13 protein-coding genes are annotated in these 17,519 nt (G+C 33.1%); 4 read left to right on the top strand and 9 right to left on the bottom strand.

Annotated features, from left to right (window positions below):
- The first annotated feature begins 268 nt into the window (after positions 1-268).
- From ACZ2G2_RS12475 to ACZ2G2_RS12460, 4 genes are all read left to right on the top strand, one after another.
- On the top strand, positions 269-1,783 hold the full coding sequence (locus ACZ2G2_RS12475; protein WP_470392448.1) for a hypothetical protein: 1,515 nt from the start codon (positions 269-271) through the stop codon (positions 1,781-1,783).
- A 74-nt stretch (positions 1,784-1,857) separates the two neighbouring features.
- Complete coding sequence (locus ACZ2G2_RS12470; protein WP_470392446.1) at positions 1,858-3,663, top strand: cytochrome-c peroxidase; 1,806 nt, start codon at positions 1,858-1,860, stop codon at positions 3,661-3,663.
- Positions 3,664-3,860: 197 nt separating this feature from the next.
- Positions 3,861-5,762, top strand: a complete 1,902-nt coding sequence (locus ACZ2G2_RS12465) for a DUF294 nucleotidyltransferase-like domain-containing protein (protein ID WP_470392444.1) — start codon at positions 3,861-3,863, stop codon at positions 5,760-5,762.
- Entirely contained in the window at positions 5,762-6,397 is a 636-nt protein-coding gene (locus ACZ2G2_RS12460; protein ID WP_470392443.1) for a 3'-5' exonuclease, read from the top strand. The genes ACZ2G2_RS12465 and ACZ2G2_RS12460 overlap by 1 nt, the downstream gene beginning before the upstream one ends.
- A gap of 73 nt (positions 6,398-6,470) precedes the next feature.
- Here ACZ2G2_RS12460 and ACZ2G2_RS12455 read toward each other — a convergent pair whose 3' ends face one another.
- The 9 genes from ACZ2G2_RS12455 to ACZ2G2_RS12415 all read right to left on the bottom strand — a co-directional run bounded on the left by ACZ2G2_RS12455 (position 6,471) and on the right by ACZ2G2_RS12415 (position 17,509).
- Positions 6,471-7,235 (bottom strand): NYN domain-containing protein, encoded by a 765-nt coding sequence (locus ACZ2G2_RS12455; protein WP_090838668.1) that lies wholly within the window; start codon positions 7,233-7,235, stop codon positions 6,471-6,473.
- 724 nt (positions 7,236-7,959) lie between these two features.
- Positions 7,960-8,625, bottom strand: a complete 666-nt coding sequence (locus ACZ2G2_RS12450) for a response regulator transcription factor (RefSeq protein WP_090838670.1) — start codon at positions 8,623-8,625, stop codon at positions 7,960-7,962.
- A gap of 3 nt (positions 8,626-8,628) precedes the next feature.
- Positions 8,629-10,254 carry a tetratricopeptide repeat-containing sensor histidine kinase gene (locus ACZ2G2_RS12445; RefSeq protein WP_470392440.1) on the bottom strand — a complete coding sequence of 542 codons (1,626 nt, stop codon included), beginning with the start codon at positions 10,252-10,254 and terminating at the stop codon, positions 8,629-8,631.
- Between the two features lie 88 nt (positions 10,255-10,342).
- Positions 10,343-11,080: an acyl-CoA desaturase gene (locus ACZ2G2_RS12440; RefSeq protein ID WP_470392439.1), complete on the bottom strand. Its 738-nt coding sequence runs from the start codon at positions 11,078-11,080 to the stop codon at positions 10,343-10,345.
- Positions 11,081-11,140: 60 nt separating this feature from the next.
- Positions 11,141-11,713 carry a Crp/Fnr family transcriptional regulator gene (locus ACZ2G2_RS12435; RefSeq protein WP_470392438.1) on the bottom strand — a complete coding sequence of 191 codons (573 nt, stop codon included), beginning with the start codon at positions 11,711-11,713 and terminating at the stop codon, positions 11,141-11,143.
- 378 nt (positions 11,714-12,091) lie between these two features.
- Positions 12,092-12,448: an endonuclease domain-containing protein gene (locus ACZ2G2_RS12430; protein ID WP_470392436.1), complete on the bottom strand. Its 357-nt coding sequence runs from the start codon at positions 12,446-12,448 to the stop codon at positions 12,092-12,094.
- A 374-nt stretch (positions 12,449-12,822) separates the two neighbouring features.
- Complete coding sequence (gene acs, locus ACZ2G2_RS12425; protein ID WP_470392435.1) at positions 12,823-14,730, bottom strand: acetate--CoA ligase; 1,908 nt, start codon at positions 14,728-14,730, stop codon at positions 12,823-12,825.
- Between the two features lie 225 nt (positions 14,731-14,955).
- Positions 14,956-16,851: an acetate--CoA ligase gene (locus ACZ2G2_RS12420; protein ID WP_470392434.1), complete on the bottom strand. Its 1,896-nt coding sequence runs from the start codon at positions 16,849-16,851 to the stop codon at positions 14,956-14,958.
- 292 nt (positions 16,852-17,143) lie between these two features.
- Positions 17,144-17,509, bottom strand: coding sequence for a response regulator transcription factor (locus ACZ2G2_RS12415; protein WP_028283086.1), 366 nt, complete (start codon positions 17,507-17,509; stop codon positions 17,144-17,146).
- Positions 17,510-17,519: the final 10 nt, after the last annotated feature.

Raw genomic sequence — 17,519 nt, 5'->3', positions numbered from 1 at the left:
TCTGCAAATTCCGTGATTTTATAAAGTATAAAAGTTACCAAAGCATTAACTAATCTTAATTAAAATGTAAACACTAAAATCGCACTAAAAACAACATAATACTCATAATATCAGTATTTTAAATACTAAAAAACAACACTTAACATAGTGTTTACATAGTAACATTGGCGTAAAGTTTTCTTAAAATTTCATTCATTTTAAGGTAACATACAATTAGCCTCTTGACTTTAGTTTTGCTTAAAATTAACCACTAAAAATATTAATCAAAATGAAATTATTTAAACAACGTTTTTTTCAATTATGTATCCTAACAAGTCTTGGATTTGGACTATTAGGTTGTGAAGGCGAAGATGGATTAGATGGAACAAACGGTCTAGACGGAATTGATGGTCAAGATGGACAAGATTACACACCGCCAGAAGGCTTATTTACTAACAAATCCGCATTAGATCCGTTGGTAAATATTAGCTCTAATTTTAGTAACGTAAATGCTTACTCTTTAATTAGCTCAACAGATTATTTACCAAATGGATTCCGTTTAGTTGGTGCACAAGATGGTGCGGGTTTATTAAAAGATGGTAACGAATATATTTATGTTGTTAATGCAGAAGACGATTATAGTGTCTCTAGAATCAGATTTGACGAAAACATGAGACCCATTAAAGGAGAATGGTTATTAAACGCTGGAGTTGCAGATTTTGCAAGACAGTGCTCTGGAACAATGTGGGAAGCTGCAATACATGGTGGGTCTCAAGACTTCTTTTTATCTGCTTCAGAAAGTATCGCATACGATGTTAAAGCTATCGATCCTTGGATAGAAACGCCTACGCCTACTGCCGATTTTGGTTTAGATGCTTTAGGAGAATTCTCTTGGGAAAACGCAGTACCATTACCTCAAAACTCATTTGCTGGTAAAACGGTAATTATTGGTGGAGACGACGATTCTAGTGGGTCTGAAGGTCAAGTCATCATGTACTTGTCAGAAAATGGCGATGCAGATTTAACTAATGGTAAAATATATGTGTTGCGTTTAAAAGAAATTTCTGATGGCGCAAATGGTGTTCAAACAGTCACTGCGAATACAGTTTATAACGAAGGAAGCTTAGATTTTGGAATGACTTACGATGTTGAGTTTGTAGAAATCGAAAATGGTGCATCGATGACCAAAAACGAAATGGAAACAGCTTGCACTGGTGTCTTTGCTTCACAATTTATGCGTGTAGAAGATGTAGATTATCAAAAAGGTAGCGATGCCAATGGTAGAAACGTCTATTTTGCGGTAACTGGAAGAGGTCCTGGAGCAGGAACTTACAATGATTGGGGTACAGTTTACAAACTTAACTTAGATGCCAATAACCCTTTACAAGGTCAATTAACACAAGTGGTAAGTGGTAATACAGACACGAACAATCAAGACGGAAACTTATCTAGCTTACAAAGCCCAGATAATATTTGTGTGACAGAAAACTATATTTATATCCAGGAAGATCCTAACTCTTTTTCTAGAGGGCATGCTGCTAGAATCTACCAAACAGATTTAGAAGGAAACAACCCAACTGCCGTTTTAGATTTAAAAATTGAAAGCAACTTATCCCCTACTGGAAGCACTTCTTTATCAGGAGAGTTTGGAGCATTAATTGATATTTCTGACAAAGTTGGTGTACCTGATACCTTTATCTTAAACCTACAACCACATTACTGGAAAAGTGACGAGTTTATCTCAAATAACTTACCACACAATCAAGGTGGACAAATCGTTTTATTACAAGGATTACCTAGATAAGACAACGTCTTTTATTATTAATAATGAATCTCCGTTTTATAATGGAGATTCATTTTGTTTATTACAATCTTAACATGAAATCACACCATTCGTTTTTAATTATTCTAACATTACTATTAAGCCTTTCTGCTTGTAAAACCGATAAAACCGAAACCATAGACGTCATTAATTGGAAGGTAGCTCAAAATTACTATATAGAAAATATAGACCTTGCTTCCAAATACTTAGATAGCTTAAAAGCCGAAGGTCTAAAGGGTAAAAACACTAAACACTACTTTACATTAGCACGCGAAGCTTTTAAAAAAGCAGAGCCTTTTGCCTCGTATTTAAATCCTGAAGTTGGACACAGAGCTAATGGACCTGCGCTTCCTGTTTATAAAGAAGATACTGGTAAAATTTTAAAACCAATTGGTCTTCAAAAAATAGAAGAAAGCATTTATGAACAAGACACATCCATCATCGATTTTAATCAAGAAATTTATGTTACCCAAGGCTTATTTGCCATCCTAAAAGGAAATATGCAAAACAGAGCCTTAACACCACAACGCTTCTTTATAGCTACACACCAACAATTATTACGCATTGTAAGCTTAGGTATGTCGGGTTTTGATACACCTGTTAGCCATTTAGGTATTAAAGAGAGTGCTGTTTCATTAAAAAGCCTACAAACCGTTTATAATAATACCATTAAATCCACTATTCTAAAAAAAGACAAAACCTTAGATGACACGTTTAATAATTCAATTTTAAAGGCTATTAATTACATCAAACAAAATCAAGATTTTGATAGTTTTGATAGGTTTACATTTACACGTGATTACCTCAATCCAATTACACGTCATTGGGTTTCTATCCGTAAAACAGCTGATATTTGGAAGCCTACCAATACAGAGCCATTTAATTTTGATGCGCCTACTTTTTTTGAAAGCAACAGTTTCAACTTAAACTATTTTACAACAACCACAAACAGAAATCCTAGTGACAAACAAATCGCGTTAGGCGAAAAACTTTTTTTTGACACACAACTATCTGCTAATAACAGCATGGCTTGTGTCACCTGTCATAGTCCCGCGTTAGGATATGCAGATGCGTTGACTGTTAACTTAGACAATAACGGTAACAAGTTACAACGTAACACACCTACTTTAATAAACAGCGCCTTTCAAAAAAGCTTTTTTTGGGATGGTCGCTCAGAAACGATGATTGAACAAATTTCATCTGTATTTTTAAATGACAAAGAGTTTAATACTAATGTTCACACGTTTTCTGAAGCTATTCTGCAAGACACTACCTACATTAAATTATTTAAAGAAGCCTATGGACAAGTTCCAAAAAACAACACTAATGTTATAAAAGCACTATCTTCTTACATATCCACATTAAACGGTTTTGACTCTAAATTTGATAAAAATATTAGAGGAGAACTTGATAATTTTACAGATGAAGAAACCTTAGGTTATAACCTATTTATGGGAAAGGCTTTATGCGCTACATGCCATTTTATGCCACTAACTAGCGGAACTGTACCTCCTTTTTTTACTGAAACCGAAAAAGAAGTTATTGGTGTACCAAAAACAGCAAAAAATAATAAACTAGATGACGATTCTGGTTTCTATTATAAATATAAAGAAGACCTACATAAAGGTATGTTTAAAACACCAACTGTAAGAAACATAGCTATCACGGGACCATACATGCATAATGGCGTTTATAATACTTTAGAAGACGTTCTTAATTTTTACAACCTTGGTGGCGGTGGTGGATTAGGATTTGATTTAGAACACCAAACCCTTCCATTTGATAATTTAAACCTGACAGAAACGGAGCAACAAGCCATTATAGCTTACCTAGAAACTTTAACGGATGTTCCTGAAAATTAACACATTAAAACAACCAATATAAAAGCCTGTTATCTTTATTTGAAGTAGCCTATTACTTTAGGTTACTTCAAAATAATAGCTATAAAATTATACTAAATAGCCTTCCTTTTTAAGAAAATAAAAAGTCAATCACAGACTTTAAAAAATTCATGATAATACTCAGCATTTTTCATATTAATTTTGCATAAATTAGTAAGATGAAGAACACCATTGCTGAACGTATTTTAGATTTCCTTAAAAACTTCCCTCCTTTTGACGCCTTAACTCATGATCAATTGTTTGCTATTGCGTCTCAAGTCAAAGTGTTATACCTAGAAAAGGATAGTTTTGTTTTTAGACAAAATGAAGAATTACATGATTCCTTTTACGTTGTAAAGGATGGTGCTGTTGGAGTATTTAGAGGCACAAAATTGGTGGACGAATGTGACGAAGGTGATATTTTTGGTTTACGCGCAGTAATCCGTAAAGACCACTACTTATTAGACGCTAAAACTATTGAAGAAAGTATATTGTATAGTATTTCTTCAAAATTATTAGAAGACATAATTATTAATAATCCCAAAGCAAATCAGTTTTTAATAGCCAGTTTTGCAACCAATACGCGTAACCCTTACAGTAATGAAGACAAAGGGACACTATTTGCTAACGAAGCCATTTTAAAACCCGAAACGTCTGCTTTTACAGAAGTACAATCTGCCAAATATTCTAAAAACCCAATAATTTGTAATACACAAATTAGCATAAAAGAAGCCTCTTTAATTATGAGTCAGAATAAAGTCGGCTCCATAATTATTACAGAAGACAAATTACCAATTGGTATAATTACAGATAAAGATTTACGCAATAAAATAGCCACTGGATTACATTCAATTACGGAAGACGTTGAAGCCATCATGTCTTCACCCGTAATTACTTTTCCAGAAAACATATCTGTCGCAGAAGCACAAATTGCGATGCTAAAAAATGATATTTCGCATTTATGCATCACTAGAGATGGTACAATACATTCTGAATTAATTGGCATCTTATCAGAGCACGATATTATAGTAATACATGGTAACAACCCATCGGTTTTAATTAAAGAAATCAAACGTGCAACCACTGCAAAATCATTAAAATTTATCAGAGAAAAAGCTCAAGAACTACTTAAAGGGTATCTTAAACAAAACATCCCTATAAGCTTTGTTTCCAAGATAATATCAGCAATAAACGACGCCATAACCAAACGTATTATTGATTTGTCAATTGCAGAATTAGATAAACAACCACCGGTAGGTTTTGCTTGGCTAGCTATTGGAAGTCAAGGTAGAAAAGAACAATTATTATACACAGATCAAGACAATGCTTTGGTGTACGAAGATGGTATTGAAGAAACCAAAACCAAAGCCTATTTTTTAAAATTAGCAAAAGCAGTAAATGATAAATTAGCGATAGTCGGTTTTGAATTATGTCCTGCAAATATGATGGCTAGCAATCCCAAATGGTGCTTATCTGTATCGGACTGGCAATCACAATTCACCAATTGGATTACGCATCCTAACGAAGACAAAATGATGCTTTGCAACATCTTTTTTGACTACAATATTGTTTACGGAAAACCAAGTTTGGTTAGTCAAATGTCGGACAGCATCTTTCAGGCAATTGATAACTATACTATTTTCTTAAATTTTATGGGTCGCAATGCCTTAAAAAACCCACCACCTTTAAGCTTTTTTAGAAGTTTTTTGGTGGAAGATACAGGAGAACATAAAGATCAATTTGATATCAAATCTCGAGCAATAATGCCATTAGTAGACGCCGCCCGAGTTATTATTTTATCACATAATGTCAAAGATTTTAATAGTACTATTGCCCGCTACCAAAAGTTAATTGAACTAGAACCACAAAATAAAGAGTTGTATGAGTCTTGTATTTATGCTTTCAGAATATTATTACGTTTTAGAACAAAACAAGGCCTAAAACATGGTGATTCTGGACGTTACATAGATGTCAAAAATCTAAGTAAATCCAATAAATTAAAACTAAAAGGCTGTTTTAAACCTATCAAAGATATTCAAGAGCTATTAAACGTGCGTTTTAAACTGTCTCAAATCTTATAATGGGTTGGTTTAAGCGTCATATATATCCTGATTTTTATAACGCTTACGCGGAAACTTTTACACATCTAAACAACAGCTTAGACACCACTAGATTTGTTGTTTTTGACACAGAAACTACGGGTTTACAGCCAAAAACAGATAAAATACTATCCATTGGTTGCGTTGCCATTACAAACGGTGCTATTGACGTTGCTGATAGTTTTGAACGTTACATAATCCAAACTCAATTTAACGCAGACACTGTAAAAATACATGGGATTTTAAAAAACGGAACAATCGTAAAAACAACTCAACACGACGCTATCATTCAGTTTTTAGATTACATAAAAAATGCCGTTTTAGTAGCACATCATGCTGCTTTTGATGTCGCTATGATAAATCAAGCTTTAAAACAGATGGCGTTACCTAAGTTAAAAAACAAGGTTATTGATACCGGACAACTCTATAAAAAAACAAAGTACGTTAAAAATCAAAAACACTATAGCTTAGACGCATTATGCCATTTGTTTAATATTACTATGCATGACCGACATACAGCTTCTGGTGATGCTTATTTAACCGCTATTTTATTTCTTAAATTGTCCGCTTTACTTAAAACCAAAAAAAATCGCGAATTAAAATTACGCGATTTTTAAATTAACACGACGCTTATCTCTATAGTGACAAGAGTCGTTGTATTATGTTTTAGATAATCATTTATTAGTTATACTATTTACGACTTTTAACTTTAGACTTGACCTCTTTTATTCTAACGTAAATTAATTTTGTACGCCCTTTTGACGCTTCTCTCCTTTCAATCTCAATTGCAGGAATCGATTTAATTAACGGTGTTAATTTTTGAAAGCCATAGTTTCTTGAGTCAAAATTAGGCTGTTTCTTCTGTAACAAACTTCCAACATCTCCTAAAAAAGCCCATCCATCATCATCTGCAACATCATCAATGGTTGAGGTTATAAATTTAATTTCTTTTGCAGTAATGGTATCGTAGTTGTTTTTTGGTGTCGCAGACTTAGTGGTTGCTTCAGATGTTGTATCTTCAGATAGATTTTTAAGTATTTCGATGTAAATAAACTTATCACAAGCCACTATAAAAGGATTTGGTGTCTTCTTTTCTCCAATTCCATATACTTTCATGCCAGCTTCACGTAAACGCGTTGCAAGACGCGTAAAATCGCTATCACTAGACACTAAACAAAAACCATCTACCTTTTGAGAATACAATATATCCATAGCATCGATAATCATAGCAGAATCCGTCGCATTCTTACCTGTGGTATACCCGTACTGTTGTATTGGCGTTATTGCATTTTCTAACAATAAACTTTTCCACTTGTTAAGATTTGGCTTGGTCCAATCGCCATAAATACGTTTTATAGTAGGGTTACCGTATTTAGCAATCTCTTCCATCATTTCTTTTACGTAAGCGGATGGTATATTGTCTCCATCAATAAGTACTGCTAATTTTATATCCATAGTTTTAAGCGTTTTAATTCTTTTTAAATTGATATCCTTTTACAACACTAAAGATATAGTGTTTAAAGGAAAAAACCACTCTAAATTAGAGTGGTTTTTGTTATTCTATAATTAAGCTATTATTTACGAGCCGCCTTTTTAGCTAATTTTGCTGCTTTTTTTTCTTTAGGTGTTAATGTTGCTTCTTTTTTTACATTCTTTTTTGAATCTTGAGACTTAGCCATGACTTTATGTTTTATAAATTAATTTTACAATTGTGATTTAAATGTAGTGAAAATGATAATACAAACACGGTAATAATCATTTTATTAGATTAATCATAAAATTAGAAAGACAGAGAAACACCACATAAAGCGGTTCGTTTTTTAAATTATAGTCCTAAAAAAAAGCCTTACTGGTTATTACGTAAGGCTTTAAAATAAGTGAACAACATTGATTAATAGCTATTTTATCTCTATTAACTCAATCCTTTTATTAGTACGTTATCTATAGTTTAGAGTAGTACTAAAAGGATTCCTATCAAGATTTTAATCAAAGTCTGCTCAAAAATAAAACGATTAAAACGGTATTCTTTACGGAAAACCGCAAACCATAAAAAAAGAGGCAAACATTACTGTCGGCCTCTAATTTTCCCTTTTAAAAAAATTACTAACTAATAACATGCAATTTTAAGCATTCTCTTAGTTTGTATTTTACGGTTTCCCGTAAACAGGTGTTTTTATTTTTAAATTAGTCCTAAATCCTTGACAATAGCCACTAAATGAATAGCATTATTTGCCTTAAACTGTATTCTAAGTTTATTTAAACGCTTTTCTATAGAACTTAAACTGTTTGGAGATATGTTTTTAGATTTTAAATGAGTGCCTATCTGTTCTTGAGATAATCCTAGAGATAGCAGACGTATCAGTTCTACATCGTAATCGTCTATTTCTAAATTAGATTTTGGACTTAACGCACGCTCCACCTGAGGAGATAAATAGCTATGATTGTCATATACAGACGTAATAGCTTTACCTAGCTCGATCAATCCACGTCTACCTTTACAAACATAAGCATTAGCATTGTAGTTATTTATTAACGTTCTGACGCGTTGCAAGCGGTCTTCTACAGAATATACTATAATTTTTAACTCTGGATATTCTTGCTTTAGCGCTTTTACTAATGCTTCACCAGAACTATATATTTGATCCCTATGATCTGAGACAAAGGATAAATCTGTAATTAGTAAATCAAAAGGCTCCTGATCCATGCTAGCCTTCTTAATTTTAAGATACGCATCGTCACAATACTGGACTTGATGCACGTTTTTAATTGCTAAACTATCTAATACCGTTACTACACCTTGATTAATACTTCCTAAATCATCAGAAATCAATACTTTTTCAAACATACGCTACACAATAAAAAAGGCTTTAAAGCCTTGGTTAATATCTGAGTCAAATGTAATTGTTCCATTTATGCTTTGAATACGGTTTTCCGCATTTTGCAAACCATTTTGTTTTTTTTCTGCGCTTCCAACGCCATTATCCTTATAATTTACTTCTATTTTTTTATTTTTTTTATTGAACACCAAAACGACAATGGATGCTTGACTGTGCTTCTTCATATTAGTCATCAATTCTTGTAACACCCTATAAATAATTGTTTTTTTGATTTCAGAAACTGTTTTCCAATCTATTTTAGAGATGTCTTTGGTGATGATATTAACAGATTCACTCTTATAGCTTTGTAATAAATCTATCAGTAAATCTTCAAAATCTTGGTTTACATCAATTGTGCTATTTTCTCTAGAAATATCTCTAGTTTTTATATAAATATGCTCTAAATCGTCTAAAACGACTTCTTTTTCTATAGTTTGACCTTGTAGTTTTGTCATTACTTGATACACATCATTAGCAACCTCATCATGGACTTTTTTGGAAATCCGAGTTTCAGTAGCATACACTTCTTGTAGCTTTTCTTTTTTATGCTTTGATTGTAATATAAAAAAGAGAGAAATAGCAACAACTAATATTAACAGTGCTATAAATTGAAACTGCTGCTTTTTGGTCTTTTCTACTTGCGACTTTAACTCGCTTTGACCAACATTGTACTTTAACAATGCAAACTTGTTTTGGTTATGCTGCTTAACTAACTCCAAACTATCATTCCATTTAAAATACTGGTTAGACAACTCATAATCCCCTAATTGTAATCTTAGTTTTATTGCATCTAACTTATAAGACAAACTATTAACCTGATTTGCCACATTATATGCTTTAAGCGCGAAAATCTTAGCTTGTGCAGTATCTTTATGTGCTAAATAATATTTAGAAAAACTTTTATAACTTGGGTATAAGCTTAACGTACTTTTAGAAGCCTCTCTAAGTGCTAAGGCTTGACTTAATGTACTAAAAGCACTCTCTTTATTCAGCTTAAGCTGAACTAAACCTAAATTATCTAGTAGTCTAGCTTTTTCAATAGGACTTTCAACACGATTAAACATATTTACTGTATTAGATAACAACTGTTCTGCAGCTACAAAATCTGTTTTATCTTTTAATATATTAGAGATATTATTGTAGACAATTAAACTATCCAATGCACTTGTAGTCAATGCTAAAGCTTGATTGTACTTATCATAAGCCAAAGTATACATGTTTTTTTCTTTGTAAACTTTTCCTAAATGATTGTAAAGCGATCGCCTAAGTGCGTTATTATATGTTGTTTTTTTTATCTGATCTAAAATAGATAATGCCTCTACTGCATTTGCTTCGCTTGTATTATAAAACCCAAATTTATAGTCTATTTTAGATAATTGAAAAAGATTATAAACGACTTGTACTTTGTGCTTGTTTTTTAAAGCATTCAATTTATTATTTTGAAAAAACTGGTAAGCTTTTTCTAAGTCATTACTAGTATTTACTTGACTTATTTTAGTCACATAATAAGCTATGCTATCTGTTTTTTGTTGTGCAAACCCTTTGTTTACAACAAATAAGAACACAAAAAAGAGGAATGAATATTTTATAAATTTCATTCCTCTAAAATAGCAACTAATTTTTAGTTAGTTTAAACTGTTTGACAAAAAATATAGTGTTTATTTTAAATCATTTAATGTCAAGATACTAGGCGTTTACTGTTTTCTTGATTTTAATAACATGTAGTTTATCTAAAACGACCATTATTAAATAAGTAAAATCAATTTCAAACCAACGTACACCAAAATTAGCACGTCCACTATACGAGTGGTGGTTGTTATGATAGCCTTCGCCCATCATTAAAATATCTATTGGTAATAAGTTTTTTGAAGTATCGCTAACTTTAAAGTTACGGTATCCGTAAATATGAGCAAACCAGTTAATAATAACACCATGGATTGGAGCCATAAAAAAGGCTACAGGTAAAAATAACCATTGCCACCAAGCAGTTGTAAAAACAATAAAAAACACAATATAAGCTGTAGCCCAAGATAATCTTGAAATTCTAGAGCTTGCTATTTTGTCAAACGCTTTCCATTGTGGTACGTTTTTAGTAAACTTATCTGCTACTGCAATACGTTTTTTATTAATATCCTGATAAATATTTTTAGTACGCCACATCATAGTAAATAAGTTACTATCGTATTTAGGCGAGTGTGGGTCTTTCTCTGTATCCGCATAGGCATGGTGCATCCTGTGCATTACTCCATATCCATAAGCGCTTAAATAATTAGATCCCTGAAATACCCATGTTAGCACAAAGCAAACGCGCTCTGTAAATTTAGACATTGTAAACGTTTGGTGTGCTGCGTATCTGTGTAAAAAGAAGGTTTGAAAGAACAAACCTGTATACCATAAAATGATAATAAATATAATAATAGTCATAGTCCTTGCTTTAATTTTGCAAAGGTCTATAATAATAGCCTGAATAAAAATGAACCTAAGTTAAGAAATACGTTTCCTAATTCTGCTTAACGCTTGTGGTGTAACCCCAATGTAAGATGCTACATACTTTAACGGAATCTCTTTTATTAAGTTAGGACGTTCTGTAAACAAATTAAGATAACGCTCTTCTGCTGATTCGTTTAACAGCGATTGCTCACGTTTTGATTTGATCAAAAATAAGCGCTCAGAGGATAAACGTCCAATCACATTACCTGCAAAACTTTTCTCATATACTTCTTGTAAATCTTTATGAGAAATACTCCACATTGTAATATCCGATAACGCTTGCAACTTGTAAAGTGATGGTTTTCTTGTTAAAAAAGAATCATAAGCACTTACAAATTCATTTTTAAAACAAAATCCAAAGGTTAAATCTTTCTCTTCATCTTCCTTCGGAATTAAAAAGCGCGCGATACCTTCCTCGATAAACGAAATATAGTCTTCAGTCTCTCCCACCCCAAGAATTGTAGTTTTCTTTTTAAAGGTTCTGACTTTTAATTTAGAAGAAAACAATTGCCAATCTGCATCAGAAACAGCTACTGTTTTTTCTATATACTCTCTAATGTTTATCATATTTGCTTGTCCCTGCAAATATCGCTATATAATTTAAGAGTTATATTAAAATTGACTTAAATACCATCGTAGTTTGATTATATATGATCGATATCCTAATTAAACACATTACTTCTGAGTTTTTAGGTAACTAATACAAGTAAAACCCTTCCGAATCCATACTTTTTAGAAAGCATGAATCCACCTTCCCTGAAAAAAAGGGAAGGAATACTTACTGTTGTGGCTTGCGGGGATTTGATTACTCTTTTGTAAAAGATCAAAAAACAAAAAGAAAAGCAAGAACAGCAGAGTAAAAGTCTCCTCCTTTTTTTAAGGAGGAGAATGAATTTAAAATTGCCTTAAAAGAATTTTAAAGAAAGAGGTGGTTATTTCTTACTACTATTTAAAACAAGCTTTTATACCATTAAGTACATAATCCAAATCCTCAAAAATAAATTTGTTCTCAATTCTGAAAATAGTAAAACCTAAATTATTTAAAACCTCATCACGTTCGTAATCTTTTAATTGTTGTTCAGAACGCAAATGATAGCCACCATCCAACTCAATGATCAACTTTTCTTTTGGACAATAAAAATCAACGATATAATTTAATATACTATGTTGCCTTCTAAATTTGCGTCCTTCTAACTGTTTTTGTTTTAAATGATTCCATAGTGTTGCCTCAGCAGACGTCAAATCTTTACGGAGTGCTTTTCTTTTATCTTCTAAGTATTTACGATTATGTATGGGTTTCATTTTTACATCTATTGAATAATTAAAGTTATGAAAATATATTTTATTGATTTTGATTGACTTGTGTTTGATTACTCTTATGTTTAACCCTTCCGAATCCATGCTTTTTAAAAAGCATGAATCCACCTTCCCTAAAAAAAGGAAGGAATACTTACTGTTGTGGGCTTACTTAACTCTAAACTCTTTTTTAAATTATAATAAAAAACGCAACCTTTTTGAGGTTGCGATTTTTGCATTAGGGATAGTAGTGGCATCCTTTTGCCTTTTAGCAAAAGATATAACGGATAGCCCGACACTTTGTAGCTTAAGCGGAAAAGTGTAATGCCCAAATAATAGTTTTATTCAAGATTGCATCGTCATACCTTCTGGCAAGGACATTACAATACATTATCCATAATATCTTGCACACATTCTGGATTAAGCAATGTACTTGTATCACCTAAATTTTCGGTTTCATTACTAGCAATTTTACGTAAAATACGTCGCATAATTTTTCCGCTTCGTGTTTTAGGTAATCCGTCTGTAAACTGAATTTTATCTAACTTAGCGATAGGTCCTATTTGCTCTGTAATAATTTGATTTATTTCTTTACGCAGGTTGACATGATCTCTACTTTCTCCTGTTTCTTTAAGCGTTACGTAACCATACAATGCGTTTCCTTTAATATCGTGCGGGAAGCCTACAATTGCACTTTCGGATACCGCTGGATGCTCGTTAATAGCATCTTCGATTGGTGCAGTTCCTAAATTATGTCCCGATACGATAATCACATCATCTACACGACCTGTAATACGATAATACCCAACCTCATCACGTAATGCTCCATCTCCTGTAAAATACATATTATCATAAGCGGAGAAATACGTGTCTTTATAGCGTTGGTGATTCCCCCAAATGGTTCTAGCTATACTTGGCCAAGGGAATTTTATACATAAACGCCCATCCACTTGATTCCCTTTAATTTCTTGTCCATGCTCATCCATTAATGCTGGTTGAATCCCGATAAAAGGCAAGGTTGCGTAGGTTGGTTTGGTTGGAGTAGCAAATGCAATTGGTGTAATCATGATACCTCCAGTTTCGGTTTGCCACCAAGTATCTACAATTGGTGCTTTTTTCTTACCAACATTATCATCGTACCAATGCCAAGCTTCCTCGTTTATAGGTTCTCCGACGGTACCTAAGACTTTTAGAGACGATAAATCGTGTTTTTCTAGATGCTCTACTCCTTCTTTTGCGAGTGCTCTAATAGCGGTTGGCGCTGTATAAAACTGGCTTACTTTATGTTTTTCTACAATCTCCCAGAAACGTCCAAAATCAGGATAACTTGGTACGCCTTCAAACATAACGGTTGTTGCTCCATTACATAATGGTCCATAAACAATATAACTGTGTCCTGTAATCCAACCTATATCTGCCGTACACCAATACACATCTTCCTCTCTGTATTGAAATACATTTTTAAACGTATACGCCGTATATACCATATATCCTGCTGTGGTATGTACCATTCCTTTTGGTTTTCCGGTAGATCCTGAGGTATATAAAATGAATAATGGATCTTCTGCATCCATAATTTCTGGATCACAATCGTGATAGGCTTCGTCCAATAGTGGTTGTAACCATTGGTCACGACCTTCTTGCATGTTTATATCTGAATTGATACGTTTTGCTACCAATACAGTATTTACATCTGGACAGTCCTCTAAAGCTTCGTCTACAATCCCTTTTAAGTCGATTGTTTTTGCGCCACGATAAGACCCATCTGATGTGATTACCATTTTACAATCACTATCATTAATTCTGGTTGCTAATGCTGTTGAAGAAAATCCTGCAAAAACTACAGAGTGTATTGCACCTATACGAGCACATGCTAAAACAGAGACTGCTAATTCTGGAATCATTGGTAAGTAAATACAAACACGATCGCCTTTACCTACTCCATTTTCTTTAAGTACATTGGCGAATCTACAAACACGCTCATGTAATTCTCTATATGTAATATGAAGCGCTTTTTCTTTTGGACTGTTAGGCTCAAAAATAATTGCTGTTTTATCTCCTCTTGTATATAAATGCCTATCCAAACAGTTTTCTGTAATGTTTAATTTAGCGCCTTCAAACCATTTGACTTCAGGTTTAGAAAAATCCCAACTTAAAACGTTGTCCCATTTTTTACGCCACATAAAATGCTCTTCTGCGATTTCTTCCCAAAAGCTTTCTGGGTTTCTGACGGATTTACGATAAACTTGGTAGTACTCTTCTAAATGTTTTATGTGATAATTACTCATAATTAGTTTTATTTATTAAACACGTTGATTGTGTTTAGTGGGATATTTATATTATTAATTTTTTTTTTTTCTAGACACTTCGACTCCGCTCAGTGTGATAAATAGTTTTTTATATTTATAGATCTCGATACAATTTTTTCATACTTCAAAAATCACTCGATGTGACGTTATCTTTTGGTCACATAAGATAGAGTGATGCCATTTTAAGAGCATTGTATCGATAGCTTATTTATGAATCCCAATACTATGGGTTTTATATACTATTTTTATTTCGTCTATAATTGTAACATCATCAATGGTTGATGGTATATTATACTGTTGTTCGTCTGCGATATTACGCAACAATTTACGAAGAATTTTTCCACTTCGTGTCTTTGGCAATCGGTTTACAACTAACACCTCTCTAAAAGAAGCGACTGCACCAATTTCTTGACGAACGGCTTGTATTATTTGGTTTTGAATCGCATCGTTATCTAAAGCTATTTCTGTTTTTAAAACCACTAGCCCTAATGGTTTTTGCCCCTTAAGCTCGCAATGGACACCAAATACAGCACATTCTGCTACCGATTTATGTGAGGACACAATTTCTTCCATTTCGGCAGTCGATAATCGGTGCCCTGCCACATTAATAACATCATCTACACGACCGGTTATAAATACATAACCATCTTCGTCTTTATAACCACCATCTCCTGAAAAATAATAGCCAGGAAAACGCTCTAAGTACCCAGATTTAAAACGCTCTGGATTCCCCCAAAGATTACTTAATGTACCTGGTGGTAAAGGTAATTTTACGGTAACGTAACCTTCTACGCTAGACTGTACCTCTTCTCCTTCTTCATTTAAAATCTGGATATCATAACCACTTACAGGCAAACTTGCTGATCCTGGTTTTATCTCCTGTAGTCCTACACCGACCATATTAGAAATCATTGGCCAACCACTTTCTGTTTGCCACCAATGGTCAATTACTGGTACATTCAATTTTTCTTCAGCCCATTTTAAAGTAGCCACATCACAACGTTCTCCTGCCAAAAACTGATATTTTAAGCACGACAAATCAAAACGCTTTAACATATGCCCATTTGGGTCTTCTTTTCGTATTGCTCTAATAGCAGTAGGCGCTGTAAACATTGCTTTTACATTATGCTCGCTAATGACACGCCAAAATGTAGACGCATCTGGAGTTTTGATGGGTTTTCCTTCAAACAGAATGGTTGTGTTTCGATTTAATAATGGTCCGTAAGCAATAAAACTATGTCCTACAACCCATCCAACGTCACTTGCAGCCCAAAATGTTTCGCCTTCGTTTACGCCATAAATGTATTTCATAGCGAATTTTAAAGCGGTTGCATAACCACCTGTATCTCTTATAATACCTTTTGGTGTGCCTGTTGTTCCTGATGTGTATAAAATATATGACGGGTGTGTAGACTCTATAGCAACAGCAGCAATGGAGGGTGATGCCTCTACTAAAGTTGTATAATCTATATCGTAGCTTTTCTTCGGAATCTCAACACCTAAGGCTCTATCAAAAACGATAACGTGTTCTGGTTTGTTTTTAGCTTTAGTGATGGCTTGATCAACAAATGGTTTATAAGGTATTATTTTCTGAATCTCTACTCCGTTGGATGCTGTTATAATTGCTTTTGGTTTACAATCGTCTATCCTGATAGCCAACTCATGTGGTGCAAAACCACCAAATACTACCGAATGTATTACGCCTATTCTAGCACAAGCTAACATAGCATATAACGCTTGCGGAATCATTGGCATGTAAATAATACATGTATCCCCTTTTTGCAATCCTAAACTTTGCAATCCACCTGCAAGTTTTGACACTTCGTGATGTAATTGATTAAAAGTAATATGTTGCTTTACATTAGTTACAGGAGAGTCGTAAATAATAGCATTCTGATCGCCAAAACCCTCCTTGATATGTTTATCAATACACAGATAACTTAAGTTAAGTTGCCCATCTTCAAACCATTGATCATAGTCATATTTATCCTTAGACAATATGGTTTTTGGCACTTTAAACCACTCCAATTGCATAGCTTGTTCTTGCCAAAATTGCGTTGATTGGTCTATACTTTTTCTATAAAATTCTTGATAATACATAGCTAGGCTTTTTTAGAATTAAATAAGCCGAACCAATTGGGATTAAGTACTTTTAATTTGACAAGTGCATAGATTATAAGCACAAAACAGAGTCCCAAAACAATTGAGAGCATTGGACTTGTATAGGTTTGACTTTCAAATTTAAACCTAAGATAAAGCGTAGCGATAATATAAATACTAATTATAATATCTGACGCTAATGGGTTGATGTGAAATTTCATGTCTTTAAACTTTAATTAAACTTAGTTTGTTTGCACACAAAACCAATTTTAAATAAACTTAAAAAACTGTTTTAAGTCACTAGTTCCAATATTTCTGAAACTATTTTTTTTACTGAAAAAGGTTTTGTTAAATACTTATCTGCTCCAAGTTTTAAACCTTTTTCAATATCTGAAGCTTTATTTTTTGCAGTTAAAAACACCACTTTGGTATCCTTTAAACTATCTGTATTTTTAATTTGCGTTAAGGTTTGAAAACCATCAACGTTTGGCATCATAATATCTAACAAAACCACGTTAGGAATATGATGTTTTAATATCTCTAAAGCCTCACTTCCATCTCTTGCAATAAACACTTCAAAACCTTGTTTTTTGAAAGTGTATTCTAACGACATGACAATATTTGGCTCGTCGTCAACAATTAAAATTTTCTTCTTCATACTTTACGAC

It is taken from the genome of Olleya sp. KKT75 (assembly GCF_055635485.1).
Note: the sequence above shows the minus strand (reverse complement) of the source record. Positions and strands in the feature narration are given on the sequence as shown.

What these genes read in the sequence shown, in the direction of transcription:
- ACZ2G2_RS12460 (WP_470392443.1), top strand. Translation starts at nt 5,762, where the DNA reads ATGGGTTGGTTTAAGCGTCATATATATCCTGATTTTTATAACGCTTAC.
- ACZ2G2_RS12415 (WP_028283086.1), bottom strand. Translation starts at nt 17,509, where the DNA reads ATGAAGAAGAAAATTTTAATTGTTGACGACGAGCCAAATATTGTCATG.
- ACZ2G2_RS12420 (WP_470392434.1), bottom strand. Translation starts at nt 16,851, where the DNA reads ATGTATTATCAAGAATTTTATAGAAAAAGTATAGACCAATCAACGCAA.
- ACZ2G2_RS12475 (WP_470392448.1), top strand. Translation starts at nt 269, where the DNA reads ATGAAATTATTTAAACAACGTTTTTTTCAATTATGTATCCTAACAAGT.
- acs (WP_470392435.1), bottom strand. Translation starts at nt 14,730, where the DNA reads ATGAGTAATTATCACATAAAACATTTAGAAGAGTACTACCAAGTTTAT.
- ACZ2G2_RS12435 (WP_470392438.1), bottom strand. Translation starts at nt 11,713, where the DNA reads ATGATAAACATTAGAGAGTATATAGAAAAAACAGTAGCTGTTTCTGAT.
- ACZ2G2_RS12470 (WP_470392446.1), top strand. Translation starts at nt 1,858, where the DNA reads ATGAAATCACACCATTCGTTTTTAATTATTCTAACATTACTATTAAGC.
- ACZ2G2_RS12430 (WP_470392436.1), bottom strand. Translation starts at nt 12,448, where the DNA reads ATGAAACCCATACATAATCGTAAATACTTAGAAGATAAAAGAAAAGCA.
- ACZ2G2_RS12450 (WP_090838670.1), bottom strand. Translation starts at nt 8,625, where the DNA reads ATGTTTGAAAAAGTATTGATTTCTGATGATTTAGGAAGTATTAATCAA.
- ACZ2G2_RS12465 (WP_470392444.1), top strand. Translation starts at nt 3,861, where the DNA reads ATGAAGAACACCATTGCTGAACGTATTTTAGATTTCCTTAAAAACTTC.
- ACZ2G2_RS12455 (WP_090838668.1), bottom strand. Translation starts at nt 7,235, where the DNA reads ATGGATATAAAATTAGCAGTACTTATTGATGGAGACAATATACCATCC.
- ACZ2G2_RS12440 (WP_470392439.1), bottom strand. Translation starts at nt 11,080, where the DNA reads ATGACTATTATTATATTTATTATCATTTTATGGTATACAGGTTTGTTC.
- ACZ2G2_RS12445 (WP_470392440.1), bottom strand. Translation starts at nt 10,254, where the DNA reads ATGAAATTTATAAAATATTCATTCCTCTTTTTTGTGTTCTTATTTGTT.